The organism is Vibrio sp. 10N.222.54.E6 (genome assembly GCF_041473955.1).
Classification (GTDB): Bacteria; Pseudomonadota; Gammaproteobacteria; order Enterobacterales; family Vibrionaceae; genus Vibrio; species Vibrio tasmaniensis_A.
The window spans coordinates 66302-79855 of sequence record NZ_JBFRTD010000028.1 but is presented as its reverse complement, the minus strand read 5'-3'; the positions used below and the strand labels follow the sequence as shown (position 1 = coordinate 79855).

Below are 13554 nucleotides of genomic sequence, written 5' to 3'. Positions count from 1 at the left end.
TTCTCCTAATAGCCCACTAAGGACGGTAGCCAAAGCGTAATTTGTGGGAAGAAAGCGATAACGAACACGCCGACTACCGATGCAAGAACAAAGGGATGGATCTTCGCGGTGATCTGCTCGACCGTGGCTCCGCCTATCCCCGAGGCGACAAAGATATTTTCACCGAGCGGCGGTGTAGCAAAACCTATCGATAACGTACACACCACCACAATACCTACGTGGGTTGGATCCGCGCCTAGCATGTACATGATTGGCAGCAGCACTGGCACGATAATCATGATCGCGGCTAACGTTTCCATGAACATACCGACGAAAAGCAATAGCACAATAGTCAGTGCCCACACCATGTACATGTTGTCAGTGAAACCTAGCAATGACTCAGCCACTACGACCGGAATTTTTTGTTCGATTAACAAGCGACCAAATACCGTTGCAGCGAATAGAATCAGCAACACACGCCCGGTAATCCATGTGGTTGTCGATAATGATTTGATGGTGCTTTTGAACGATAACTCTCGGTGAATAAACACACCCACAAACAGCGAATAGAAGATAGCCACAACCGCTGACTCTGTTGGTGTGAACATACCACTATAGATACCTCCGAGAATCAAAAATGGAGCCAGTATCGACCATATGCCACGGCGCAAAGCGTGTCTTACTTCGCCAAAGGACCAATTCTCAGACAGCCCTTTATAGCCTTCTCGCTTGGCAATGAAGTAGTTGGTGACGACGAGTGTAGATGCCATGATGAAGCCAGGAACAACGCCTGCAACAAACAATTTAGGAATAGATAAAGAAGCAAATTGCCCGTGTTGAGCGATGGCTTCAGGCGGTGCCATTAATCCCATTGCTGAGATGCCGAAAATAACTAACGGGATGGATGGCGGAATGATAATCCCCAAGCCCCCTGATGCGGCCGTTACTGCCGATGCGTAACTCTTATCATAATCTCGCTTAACCATTGCAGGCACCATTAGCATGCCTACCGCAGCTGTGGTTGCAGGGCCTGAACCTGAAATAGCACCAAAAAACAAACACGCCATGACCGTTGCAGCGCCAAGGCCACCCGTCACGGGTCCGGCTAAGCTCTCTGCAATATCCACCAGACGTTTGGAGATACCCGCCGCCTCCATTAATGCGCCAGCAAGAACAAAGGCTGGTAGTGCCATTAACGGGAAGTTACCCACCGAGGTAAACGCGATTTGTACTAAAGCGATGGGATTTTTATCGAGCAACATATAGGCCGCCATTGAAGCGCCGGCCAGTGATACTGTGATTGGTGCACCCAGAATTAACAGGGTTAAGAAGCCACCAAATAAAATTAGAGTTAAATAGGATTCCATTATTACATCTCTCTATTACGGCTATTCTCTGTGACGACTACTGTGATGACTTTTGTGCCGTCATTTTGCGCAGTTCTTTGACTTCAGGATCTTCGTTCTTAGCGCCCTTAAATAAGCGCTCGTAGTTGTTCCAGATAATGCGCAGCATCATTAGAGAAAATGCGATTGGCAAAATCATATAGAAGTATTTCATTGGGATGCCTGTCGTCTGAGACTTCCAGAACAAATTCATTTTGTTGAACACGAAATCGTAGCTGAGATAAACAAAGTAGCCGTTAAACAACAACCATAAGAAGTCAGCGATGGTTTCACAGACGGTCTGAACAATCGGGGGGAAGAACTTGAAGTGAAAACTGACTCGGTTATGCGCCGACATCTTGGCCGCAACAACAGCTCCTAGATAGGCAAACCAAACAAACATGTAAGTAGCGACTTCATCACCCCAAGGTATGGAGTAATCGAAAAGCTGACGAGTAAGGATTTGTGTGAACAGCAATAGGACAAAGCTTGCTAGCAACAAACAACATGTATATTCCTCAATGTTGTTAAGGTGCTTTTTTATTGTTTTAGCGACTGACATATAACCTCCAATGTTGATTTCCACATGACAACCAGTCGCTCGCGGTACTAAAAAGATCAGGTACTGGACAGATCAACGAGTAAAGCCATGTAAATGCCCTATCTAACCGTTCTATCGCTAGGTGATTAAGTAGCGAAGAACAGCAGATAGGGCGAATCTAATCGTTACTTTCTACCTAGTAACTCAAGAACGTCGTCTAGCTTGTCTTTGCCTCCAATGCTTGAATAGAACTTAGGCCAAACTGACTTAGTGACTTTGCTGATCCACTCTTGCTCGTTGTCTGCTGGGTCAGTGAAGACCATGCCTTTTGCTTGCAGTTCTTCACGGATCTTGTTTTCAGTATTTTCTAAGTATGCAAAGCTGTGCTCTGTCGCTTCCTGACCCGCTTCAAGAATGATCTTTTGCATTTCAGGCGTTTGTTGTTGGAAGACAGTTTCACTGACGATTAGCGGCTCAAGAGAGAAGATGTAGCGAAGGTTTGTGACGTACTTTTGTACTTCATTGAACTTCATCGCATGCACAGTGATGTATGGGTTGTCTTGACCATCAACCACGCCTTGCTGTAGGCCAGTAAATGTTTCTGACCATGCCATTGGTGTTGGGTTTACGCCCCATGCTTGGTAAGAAGCAATCATGATTTCGTTACGAGGAACACGAATCACTAGTCCTTTTAGATCCTCTGGTGAAGCCACTGACTTTTTAGAGTTAGTCAGAACTCTAAAACCAGAATAAGCCCAACCAACGATACGAACGCCTGCATCACGAATGGTGTTATCGACAAGGTCTTGACCCACTTGGCCTTGAGTTAATAGCACCGCTTCTTCTGCACTTTGAATAACATAAGGCATGGTCAATAGACCAACCGTTGGAGAGAAAGGCGTCACGTTGTTGATCGCCAATACTGAGAAGTCGAGAAGGCCGATTGCCGCGTCGTTGACGGTGTCTTGCTCGTTGCCCAATTGACCATTCGGGAACAGGTCGATTTTGACTTTACCGTCTGTTTTTTGCTCCATCAATTCAGAAAATGATGTCGCTAATTCCCACTGCGTACCACCAGCAGCATCGCCGATAGCCATTTTAAAATTTGCTGCTGCCGCGGTATGAGATAGCATCGCTGTTGCTACAATTGTGACGCCAGCAATAATTTTATTTTTAATCAATTTCATAGTCTTAACCTTTCATATCATACAGACGTCCTGCCTGTACTTTGCTCACAAGGTGACCTGGTACAACTTTCCTGGTCGTAGTTCTATTTCCCTATTTTGGAAACAATGTTCGAGTAGCTAAAGCACTTCATCCTTTAACGAATACCACTGATAAAGGAACTGTTGCCCTACTCTACGAAATGGTGCAAACATCTCAGATTCCACCACTTCCCTCACGTTGGGGAACGGAAGTTTTGATTCAAATATTGGCAAGTCAAGCTTATGACCTTCACCTGCGATCCACTGGGCAAGGCGCTTGCCTGCTTGAGCGGAGTACATCACACCATTGCCGCCATACCCTAGTGCGTAGAATATGGATTGCTTTGGATTCGGCTGATAGATTCTTGGCATCATGTCGTGGCTAACATCCACCCAACCCCACCATGAATAATCGATTTTGATCTGATCGAGAGAAGGGAATTTTCGGGTTAAATCCGCTCTCAACATATCTTCGTATTTCTTTTCAGGTGCATTCTTGCCACTGATGGCACTGCGTGTACCAATTTGCACTCGGTTATCCGGTAACAAACGGTAGTAATGACGCAGAATTCTGGTATCAGTAATCACCTGATTGGTTTTAAAGTTACACGCGGCGATTTCGTCTTGAGTTAACGGACGCGTCACCATCGAGTTAGAAAGTACGGGTAATAGGCGATTCTTAAGCTCTGAATGCAAACCTTGGCTTGTGTATCCGCCGGTACAAACACCGACAGAACGAGCCTTAACCACACCACCTGGCGTTTTCAGGTAATGCACACCGTTACGTGTTTCCCAACCCATCACAGGGCTTGCTGGGTGAACTTTTACACCGAGTGCTCTCGCCTTTCTTAGATAACCAAACGCCAATTTCCCAGCATGGATACCAATACCTTCTGGCTCATGCATTGCGCCTGCCGCTTCTTGATCACCAACGTAATCACGTTTTACGGTTTCCGCATCTAAGATCTGCGCATCGTAATCGAACGTGTCACGCAGCAACTTGGCTTCTTTCTCGAGTGTTGCCATCACTTTTGGACGGTGAGCAACGTATAAGTGGCCACCCGGCTGCGGGTCACAATCAATGTCTTTGATTAGAGATTTAAATGTGTTCATGCCATCGACGCATTCGCGGTGCATTTTTAGCGCGGTTTCGAGTCCCCAGCGTTCAATCCACTGAGAACGCTTCAAACGTCCTGACGCACACTGAGCCTGACCACCATTTCGGGTACTGCAGCCCCAACTCATACGGTTAGCTTCAATCACAGTCGCTTTAATGCCGTACATTTCAGCAAGGTGTATCGCGGTACTTAGGCCTGTGTAGCCTGAACCGATTATCGCCACATCGACATCCATATCCGATGTAATTGGGCCATCATCTTCAGGTGGTGCACCTGCGGTATCTACCCAATAAGTCGGGGCGTATTCCTTACCGTGACCGGGGCTCTTGTCTTTAAGTGGATCGTATTTTGGATCGTATTTATCTTGTGCTTGGGTGCTTTCTTTTGCTTGGGTGCTTGTCACCTTTGGCGGCACATCGGCTGCCGGTTGTTCCATTACTAAACTCATAATTCGACTCTCCTAGTCATAACACGTGAACGGGGTGCGATTTCGTGTCTAGCTCTTGGGAGTATTGCTGGGAGTCAAAAGAGGTCGTGTTTTACGGAAGGCATTTTTTACGCTGATTTTTCCCTCTTTCAGGGTAAACACATCAACCATACGAGCTTCGATGACAGTGCCATCAGGGTTAGTTGCAGAGAACGTTGATTCACTCACTGCGCGGTCACCACACACAAAGTGGACAGGGTCGCTCCAGGCTGCATCTGGAAAGTTCTGCCAAACCAATTCAAAGCTATTGCGAACGGCTTCGTACCCTTCGATAGTGTTTCCAAGTTCGCCTTCTCCTGCCACGGTGTGGAAGACACAGTCTTCGGTCATAAACGACATTAGCGCTTCAATATCATGGTTATTCCATGCATCACTAAAAGACTGTAAAAAGGCGGTGTCGACTTGGTTTTCCAGCACGAATGTCGCTGCATTGGTTTGCATATTCATATTCCAGAATCCTTTATGTTTTCGTTATTGGTTTAAATTTCAGTAGCTTTGCGCCACTTTTTTATTAGAGTGTTTAAACTAGATCTGTGAAATTTAACAACTTGATAACAAGCTTCGCCACTCTAACTTCGAGTTACTTTATAAACAATCTTTAAGCTCACAGATTTCATCTTTTTATAAATTAATTAGTGTTCTAATTTTATTTACACAGTCACTCACTAGATTTATACGAGGTCTAAATAAAATAATTATAAATATTAGACTTTAGTCGAAGTCAAAATCTTGATGGTACTTTCTGCCATACTGTTCAAGCTGGCGATCATGAGTATTAACTTGTAATTCGATATTACCCTCACCTTTATTAATTGCTTGATTGTTATCTACATGGGCTTCATTTTTCAAATCAGCCAGTTTCTCTTCAATATATTCTGTCGGTTCATTTAAAACATTCATGGAGGTTAATTCCTTTATCAGGTTTACTTTCGCTGATGGAAGAATATGAACGGACACTAGACCGTTTGAATATTCTTTCTCATCGTACAAAGGCTGAATGGCATCATTGCCACCTTCCTTAAATGGGTGAATGGAATACCACTTGTCCTTGCGTGGCTCTTGCTGATCACAATCAGCCACATTGAATATCTGAGTCTTATTGAAGTCACAGGGTGAGTTAAAAACACTAACCTTATGATAATCAATGGCTTTAATAATATTGATACAGTCTTTGCTTTGGCTATGACACACAGACCACAACGCATTTACCAGGTTATCTGTCCACTCAAGTAAACGGGTTGGAAACCCCTGTTTCTTGGCTAAACACATCAATAACCAATCGTTTATCTCGTGTGCATTCAACGAATGCCCGCCATAAATTCTCACGGTCGAGAGAAGCTCTTGTTCGACACGGCGAATATTCTTTCGATTTGAGCGACCTAAGCTTGGCATCAGGTTATTATTTTCATAATCACACACGTTATAAATTAAACCACGATGTCCACTACACTCAGCAATTAGCGAATCGATTATTTCATACAGTTCTTCTATTGAACTTATATAACGTTTATTTTTAACAACATGCATACTACGATTCACTTAATTTAAATCCGGAAAAATCCAAATATCAACAACCCTATCAATCGATGATAAAAACCAACCAATAATAACGATTGATCAATAGTCAACGAGTGTCGTTATTGTATTTTTCTAAAATGATAATAGGTATATATATTCATAAACAAGTATCAGTAATAGAACCATTCGCTAAGGCGCTATGAGTTAATGGTCGATTAATAATAGCGAGTAACAAAGTTTATATAGCTAGAACCACCTATGTACCGACGGAACATTTAATTAGTGTTCTAATGTTTAAGTAGAAATTATTGAACTAAGCGTTTACGTTCTTCACTTAAGCACTTTGCCAATACCCGTTAATATTGCCCGACCACGCTCTTTATAATGCGGTGGCCGGACAAACTTCCTATGACTTATACGTAATCTTTGTATTTATCTAGGAAACGAACCGGTGTTGATAGTGCATCTCGGCGGAACGGGTCGCCCAATTCCTGAGTACACATGATTTCAATGATGGTTGTTTTGCCTTCGTTCATCTGCATGTCGATGGCTTTTTGCAAGGTTGGACCTACATCTTCTAGCTTATCAACCGTGATACCTTCAGCACCCATTGCTCGTGCAATCTCTGCAAAGCTTTGGTTTTCAAGTTCACCGGCAACAAAGCGTCGGTTGTAGAAGTCGACTTGGTTCTTCTTCTCTGCACCCCATTGACGGTTGTGGAATACCACAGCTGTCACTGGAATGTTATGGCGAACACATGTCATGGTTTCCATCAGGCTCATGCCCCACGCACCGTCGCCTGCATATGAAATAGCGGGACGATGAGGTGCCGCAGCTTTCGCACCAATGATGGTCGGGAATGCGTAACCACAGTTACCGAAACTCATTGCAGCAAAGAAGCTGCGTGGTTTTTCAAAGCGTAAGTAGCTGTTTGCCACTGAGTTGATGTTACCGATATCCGTCGAGACCATAACGTCTTCAGGCATCGCTTTTTCTAGCTCACGCAGTACTTGGCGTGGGTGTAGGTATTCACCACCAGAGAACGGAGTCTCGTGTGAGTTTTCCTCAATCATATCTAAGCTGAACGAGTCACGTTCGTGTGTCCACTCATCAAGCTCTTTTTCCCAAAGTGCTTTTTCTGTAGCGACGGTATCTTGGCGAGCGCCTTTGTTGTCATCACACAACAGTGCACGACCTTCCAACCTTTCAGATAGAGCAACCGCTGCTGCTTTTGCATCACCACAGATACCAACCGAAATCTTCTTAACCAGACCAAGCATCTTGTTGTCTGCATCAATCTGAATGATTTTCGCGTTCTTCGGCCAGTAGTCCATGCCATGTTGAGGCAAGGTACCAAATGGACCAAGACGTGTACCCAAAGCGATAACCACATCCGCTTGAGCCATCAATTTCATTGCTGCTTTCGAACCTTGGTAGCCTAAAGGACCACACCATAATGGGTGACTCGCAGGGAAAGAGTCATTGTGTAGGTAGCTGTTCACTACAGGTGCACCTAGTCTTTCTGCTAATGCCGCACACTCTTGAACTGCATCAGCCATTACCACACCGCCACCGGAAATGATGACTGGGAATTTCGCTTCAGCTATCAAGTCTGCTGCTTCATTCAGAGATTTCTCACCACCAGGACCACGGTCTAAACGCGCTGGTTTAGGGATTTCAGTTTGAGTTTCACCGTAGAAGTAGTCACGAGGAATATTTAGCTGAGTTGGACCCATTTCGCTCATCGCACGGTCGAAGCATCGGCCTGTGTATTCCGCCATACGATCTGGGTGCGTTACGTGTCCTTGATACTTAGTGAACTCTTGGAACATTGGAAGCTGGTTACATTCTTGGAAACCACCTAAGCCCATTGTTTTAGTGCCTGTCTCTGGCGTCACAATTACGACCGGGCTATGTGCCCAGAACGCAGCTGCAATTGCTGTTACACAGTTACTGATACCCGGGCCATTTTGCCCGATGACTACACCGTGGCGACCCGATACACGGGAGTAACCATCTGCCATGTGGGCAGCGCCTTGCTCGTGTACTACTGGGACCAATCGAATGCCAGCAGGAGCAAAGATATCCATTGCGTCCATAAATGCCGACCCCATGATGCCGAACATATCGGTAACATCATTAGCAACCATAGTTTCAACGAACGCTTCTGATGGTGTCATTGTTACTGTGCCGGAAACAACCGTACGTTTTTCTTGCTCGCTCATTCTTCCATTCTCCTTGAGTTAACCAAAATTTCATTTTTCGGAATGAATTGTCTCTTTTTCGAATTCATTTTCACCTTAGTAGTAGAATTTTTGCGCGTCAACTTTTTATATTAAATTGGAACAATTCATTCTAATTAATAAAACTGGATCACATTATTGGTAGTTTTTCGTACAAAAAGTGCTGTTAACTTAACTGGAGCTGTTAATAATCGATGACATATCGCGATAGCAGCGACAAGTGATGAGCTATATAGAGGGAAATATGATGAAAGAGGCGGAATTGGTACCAACGCAGCCGGTAAGCGTGAGAGAACGCTTTGGCATCGACAGTAACCTAACGGTGATGGCATTTGAACATCCGGGTGAATATGTGCCGAGAGTCGATCCTAATTACTGTTTTGACCCCGAAGTGACGCTGGCTATATTGGCAGGGTTCACCTCCAATCGTCGCACATTGATACAAGGCACGCACGGAACGGGCAAGTCTTCTCACATAGAGCAAATTGCCGCGAGATTGAATTGGCCGTGTTTGAGGATCAACCTAGACGGACACCTGAGTCGATTGGATTTCATAGGTAAAGACAGCATCGTCATTAAAGACGGAATGCAGGTAACAGAGTTTAAAGAAGGCATTCTTCCTCAGAGCATTCAACAACCCATCGCACTGGTGTTAGATGAGTACGACGCTGGTCGCCCTGACGTGATGTTTGTGATTCAGCAGTTATTGGAGCAAGACGGGAAATACACCTCTTTAGAACAAAACCGAGTGATCACACCTAACCCTTCTTTTCGCCTGTTTGCTACCTGCAACACGCTTGGCTTGGGTAACTTTTCAGGTTTGTATTCGGGTACTCAAGTGCTTAACCACAGTCAATTAGATAGATGGAACATCATCGCTACGCTCAACTATTTAGACCCACAACATGAAACCAAGATCGTGTTATCCAAGCTTCCAAATCTGAATAATGAAAGTGGCCGACAACTGGTTGAGAAAATGATCGCCACCGCAGGATTAACGCGTAACGGGTTTCGGGCTGGCGACCTTTCAACGGTGATGTCTCCGCGAACGGTGCTCACTTGGGCTGAAAATATCCAAATATTCGACGATGTTGCGACGGCATTTAGGCTTTCATTCTTAAATCGCTGTGAAGACGAAGAAAAAGAACTGGTTAGCGAATACTATTTCCGTTGCTTTGGTGAAGATTTAGAAACGCCTACTCAAAACTATTCCCACTCGGAGTCGTAAACCATGGCCAATGTTTCTTCCCAGCAGAAAAAGATCCTCGATCTTGGCGTGTCTGTCGCCAGAGCAATCAGTGGCGAACTCAATCTGAACTATCGGGGAGAACGTCTCTATAAAGGCAATAAGCCCTGTTATTACCAGTCCGCACATACTAACGATCTCACCTTTGTGTCTCGCCACGAGCTAAAAAGCAGCAAGCTATCGATGCAAGGTAAGATCGATTCATCGGCACTGCGACTATTGCTTTCAGACGCTGACCTCCATTATTCATTGCGCCCTCAAAACGAAATAGAACGTCTGCTTTACGACTTCTGCGAACAGGTCCGAATTGAATCTCAAGTCCCGCCTTATCTAAAAGGCGTGACCACCAGTATCCAATTCAACTTTGCGTATTGGAGCGACCAATATCATCAAAATGGCTTTACCGAATCACGAATAGGCATGTTGCTGTTTACACTGATGCAAGTCATCCACACCCGCTTAACTGGCGTTCCGGTGTCTGAGCCTATCGCTGAGACCATTGAATCGACTCGCGCAGGCATCGTGCCTACTTTCGGGTACAACCTTAAGCGCTTAAAGCAACATAGAACCGACCAACAACAGTTTGCTCACTGCGCCAATGAGCTTGCTGCCCTTGCACAAGAGCTCATCAACCAAGAGCAAGAGAGCGATAGCTCGGCTACGCCAACGGTTGAAGAAGACATAAAAATCCTTGCGCAGCTTGCCCTTATCGTTGATGGAGACATTCAAGATCAAGACGTCGATACTGACATCACGGGCAGTAGCAAGGTATTCGAGTTGTCGGGTGCGAATTATCAGGTCTTTAATTCAGAATTTGATCAAATTGTCGCCGCAGATAAACTCGTCAGGCGCGCCCTATTACTCGAACTGAGGCAGAAACTCACCGATGACATCATGGCGAGACAAGTAAACACTCGCCGTTTAGCCGCTATGCTTACTAGCTTTGTTGCCACACCACAGAGGAACCGACGTCAGGACCATTTAGAAGAAGGCATTGTTAACGCCCCCACCATCACCAAGCTCATCACGTCGCCATTGGATCGCACTGTCTTTTATCAACCTGATATCGGTGTATCTCATCAATGTGCTATCACGTTTTTGATGGACTGCTCAGGCTCAATGCAAAAGCACAGTCACAAGCTAAGTCTGCTGATGGACACCATTCTCAAATCCGTAGGATTGGCTGATATCCCATTTGAGATCATTGGCTTCACTACCAACAACTGGAACGGTGGCAAGGTTTATCGGCAGTGGCTTAAACAAGGCCAACCAAAACACCCAGGCCGCTTGAACGAAGTTCGGCACATCGTGTTTAAGGGTTTTGATACGCATTGGAGACGATCTCGCCTTGGCATTGCGAGTCTTCGTAAAGCAGACGTCTTTAAAGAGGGGATTGATGGCGAAGCGGTGCAGTTCGCTAGCCAGCGGTTGCAACAGCACACTGCTCAAAGAAAGGTTTTGATCGTGTTCTCAGACGGCTGCCCAATGGATACCGCCACCAGCACTGCCAACGATCAGTTCTATTTGGATAACCACCTCAAACAAGTCATTGAACGTGAGTCGACCAAAAACGGAATTGAGATTCATGGCGTGGGGATGGGAGTGGATTTGAGCCCGTACTACCGCAACAACATTACCTTGGACGTACAAGAGAGCTGCTTGTTCGGGCTATGTAGGAACATCTTTGAGATGCTAAAGCGCTGACGTGTCAGTGAGGAGGGTGACGTCAAGCATTAAACGAGAATCAAGCCCTCCTCCTTCAAAGATAATTTTGATAAAGAAAACGTTCTAAGCCAAAAACAACGACCATGCAGAGACCGCCATCAAGTACCCACCAATCAACATCAACACAATAAACACTAACTTTCTGAGTTGATCATTAGACAACGGCGGTGGGAAACGTCGAGCAAACATCGTGACAAGCGCCACCAAGGGAACAGCAATAGCAGATAACCACAGTATGCTCTGTTCCATGTCGCCTGCAGCGTAGACATTGACAGTACGCGACATCGACGTACAAGCGAACACCATCAGCAGTGTGCTTCGCACCAGATCGAGCGTAAAAGGCTGCCGATAAAGATGATAAACAATCGGTGGACCTGCCATCCCAAACAACCCACCCGCTAAGCCAGAACTAAAACCAGACAACAAAAACGATACAGTTGCCGAACGATCCTTTCTGGTTTTAGGTTTGAACATAAAACTCAAACCTGCGAATAGCACCATGGCACCCAATAGTCCTCGGAGAATATGCGTGGCCGATTCGCTTAACTCGTCCAGCAAGTACACCCCCATCGAAACGCCGGGAATAATACCGATGACCAACACCACCAGAATCTTGAGTTCCCCAAGCAGTGGCTTACCCATCAATGCGACCAAGCAATTGAACAAGGTCACAATACTGACCACAGCGGCTATAACGGGTAAGGAAACCAGATTAAGGCTAACCGTTAAACCAATCACGATGATACCGAGGCCAAATCCGGTGACAGTTTGAAAATAGGTACCCACCGCGATGGTGGCAAGAATAGCGAGTAAAACAGGTAACTCCATCAGCAGTCCTAGTTAGGTTGTTTTTGGGGGTTGATTTGAATGTGAGTATCAGCTTCAGGAGCTAGATTTTAGTATCTAAAATCAAATGTCGATTCATCTCTTTTTTCAGAATCAGCCGCCACGTCAGTCTTTGAATTTGCTGTTTTTCCTTGCTGTGCTTGTACCGCGGTCACCGCGATCACATTAAAGATGTCTTGTGCGTTACACCCTCTTGATAAGTCATTCGCAGGTTGATTCAACCCTTGTAATAGTGGACCAATCGCAACTGCCCCACCTAACCTTTCCGCAAGCTTATAACCAATATTACCGGCTTCTAAATTGGGAAATATCAACACGTTCGATTGACCTTTCACCTCTGAATCTGGCAGCTTTTTCGCGGCAATCTCAGTCACAATCGCGGCATCGAGTTGAACATCCTGATCGACGGCGATTCCGGGACAACGTTGTTTCACTAACTGAGCCGCGTTACGAACCTTATCGACCGATTCATGCTTGGCACTACCGTTGGTCGAAAACGATAGCATTGCGACTTTAGGTTCTTCCATCAGTAGCGTTTGAGCACTGCTTGATGCGGCCACTGCAATCGATGCTAGCTCGGTTTCATTAGGGTTAATCACCAACCCACAGTCACTGAAAATCATGCCGCCTTTAAGATTATGGAAAGGCTCACACAACATCATCAGAAAAAAACTGGACACCAATTCACTGTCTGGCGCGGGGCCGATAATCTGAAGCGCAGCTCGTACCACATCAGACGTGGTATAAACCGCACCATTAACTGTGCCATCCACCAGCCCCTCTCTGACCATCAAATTGGCAAAAACGAGTGGGTCTAGAACCAGCTCTAGCGCATCATCGTAAGTCATACCTTTCGCTTTTCTTAATGTATACAACCGCTCAGCGAGGACTTCTTTGAGTGATGACGCTTGTGGGGAAACAATGTGAATGCCTACAAGATCAATGTGATGTAATTCTGCAGCAGCGATGATCGCTGGTTCATCCCCTACTAGGGTGATGTGAGCGAGCTGTTTGTCTATCGCCATTCTTGCGGCTGCTAGTACTCGCGGGTCCTCAGCTTCACTCAAAACCACTCGCTTACGATCTAAGTGAGCCTTATCAATAATCCGTTCAATCGCCTTCATCTTAAATTCCATTTATTGAGATTAATTGTTCCATAATTTATATTTATATTATTGGAATAATAAAAAAGGTCAAATTTTATTCAGATAATTGAAGAATAATGATTTGGTATGTACACTCTTAGGCATAGACATATCGC

General features: G+C 45.3%; 11 protein-coding genes. 2 read left to right on the top strand and 9 right to left on the bottom strand.

What is annotated here, in order from left to right; translation table 11 throughout:
- Positions 1-5: 5 nt before the first annotated feature.
- The 7 genes from AB4513_RS16035 to xsc form a co-directional block, all read right to left on the bottom strand.
- Positions 6-1346: a TRAP transporter large permease gene (locus tag AB4513_RS16035; RefSeq protein WP_009845768.1), complete on the bottom strand. Its 1341-nt coding sequence runs from the start codon at positions 1344-1346 to the stop codon at positions 6-8.
- Between the two features lie 37 nt (positions 1347-1383).
- A complete protein-coding gene (locus tag AB4513_RS16030; RefSeq protein WP_009845769.1) occupies positions 1384-1926 on the bottom strand; it encodes a TRAP transporter small permease in 543 nt (180 codons plus the stop codon).
- A gap of 164 nt (positions 1927-2090) precedes the next feature.
- Positions 2091-3092, bottom strand: a complete 1002-nt coding sequence (locus tag AB4513_RS16025) for a TRAP transporter substrate-binding protein (RefSeq protein WP_009845770.1) — start codon at positions 3090-3092, stop codon at positions 2091-2093.
- 117 nt (positions 3093-3209) lie between these two features.
- Positions 3210-4676 (bottom strand): FAD-binding oxidoreductase, encoded by a 1467-nt coding sequence (locus AB4513_RS16020; protein WP_009845771.1) that lies wholly within the window; start codon positions 4674-4676, stop codon positions 3210-3212.
- A gap of 48 nt (positions 4677-4724) precedes the next feature.
- Entirely contained in the window at positions 4725-5162 is a 438-nt protein-coding gene (locus AB4513_RS16015) for a nuclear transport factor 2 family protein (protein ID WP_009845772.1), read from the bottom strand.
- Between the two features lie 264 nt (positions 5163-5426).
- Positions 5427-6242 carry an FRG domain-containing protein gene (locus tag AB4513_RS16010; RefSeq protein ID WP_009845773.1) on the bottom strand — a complete coding sequence of 272 codons (816 nt, stop codon included), beginning with the start codon at positions 6240-6242 and terminating at the stop codon, positions 5427-5429.
- 404 nt (positions 6243-6646) lie between these two features.
- On the bottom strand, positions 6647-8458 hold the full coding sequence (gene xsc, locus AB4513_RS16005) for a sulfoacetaldehyde acetyltransferase (RefSeq protein WP_004731917.1): 1812 nt from the start codon (positions 8456-8458) through the stop codon (positions 6647-6649).
- A gap of 262 nt (positions 8459-8720) precedes the next feature.
- On the opposite strand from xsc, the gene AB4513_RS16000 reads away from it, so the two are divergent.
- Positions 8721-9704, top strand: a complete 984-nt coding sequence (locus AB4513_RS16000) for an AAA family ATPase (RefSeq protein WP_009845775.1) — start codon at positions 8721-8723, stop codon at positions 9702-9704.
- Positions 9705-9707: 3 nt separating this feature from the next.
- Positions 9708-11426, top strand: a complete 1719-nt coding sequence (locus AB4513_RS15995) for a cobaltochelatase CobT-related protein (RefSeq protein WP_032555084.1) — start codon at positions 9708-9710, stop codon at positions 11424-11426.
- Between the two features lie 84 nt (positions 11427-11510).
- On the opposite strand, the gene AB4513_RS15990 is transcribed toward AB4513_RS15995, so the two are convergent.
- Positions 11511-12275 (bottom strand): TSUP family transporter, encoded by a 765-nt coding sequence (locus tag AB4513_RS15990; protein WP_009845777.1) that lies wholly within the window; start codon positions 12273-12275, stop codon positions 11511-11513.
- Positions 12276-12343: 68 nt separating this feature from the next.
- Positions 12344-13417 (bottom strand): phosphate acetyltransferase, encoded by a 1074-nt coding sequence (gene pta / locus AB4513_RS15985; RefSeq protein WP_009845778.1) that lies wholly within the window; start codon positions 13415-13417, stop codon positions 12344-12346.
- Positions 13418-13554 lie beyond the last annotated feature (137 nt).

Coding starts and splice junctions, on each gene's coding strand:
- AB4513_RS16020 (WP_009845771.1), bottom strand. CDS start 4,676: ATGAGTTTAGTAATGGAACAACCGGCAGCCGATGTGCCGCCAAAGGTG.
- AB4513_RS16035 (WP_009845768.1), bottom strand. CDS start 1,346: ATGGAATCCTATTTAACTCTAATTTTATTTGGTGGCTTCTTAACCCTG.
- AB4513_RS16010 (WP_009845773.1), bottom strand. CDS start 6,242: ATGCATGTTGTTAAAAATAAACGTTATATAAGTTCAATAGAAGAACTG.
- pta (WP_009845778.1), bottom strand. CDS start 13,417: ATGAAGGCGATTGAACGGATTATTGATAAGGCTCACTTAGATCGTAAG.
- xsc (WP_004731917.1), bottom strand. CDS start 8,458: ATGAGCGAGCAAGAAAAACGTACGGTTGTTTCCGGCACAGTAACAATG.
- AB4513_RS16030 (WP_009845769.1), bottom strand. CDS start 1,926: ATGTCAGTCGCTAAAACAATAAAAAAGCACCTTAACAACATTGAGGAA.
- AB4513_RS16000 (WP_009845775.1), top strand. CDS start 8,721: ATGATGAAAGAGGCGGAATTGGTACCAACGCAGCCGGTAAGCGTGAGA.
- AB4513_RS16025 (WP_009845770.1), bottom strand. CDS start 3,092: ATGAAATTGATTAAAAATAAAATTATTGCTGGCGTCACAATTGTAGCA.
- AB4513_RS15995 (WP_032555084.1), top strand. CDS start 9,708: ATGGCCAATGTTTCTTCCCAGCAGAAAAAGATCCTCGATCTTGGCGTG.
- AB4513_RS16015 (WP_009845772.1), bottom strand. CDS start 5,162: ATGAATATGCAAACCAATGCAGCGACATTCGTGCTGGAAAACCAAGTC.
- AB4513_RS15990 (WP_009845777.1), bottom strand. CDS start 12,275: ATGGAGTTACCTGTTTTACTCGCTATTCTTGCCACCATCGCGGTGGGT.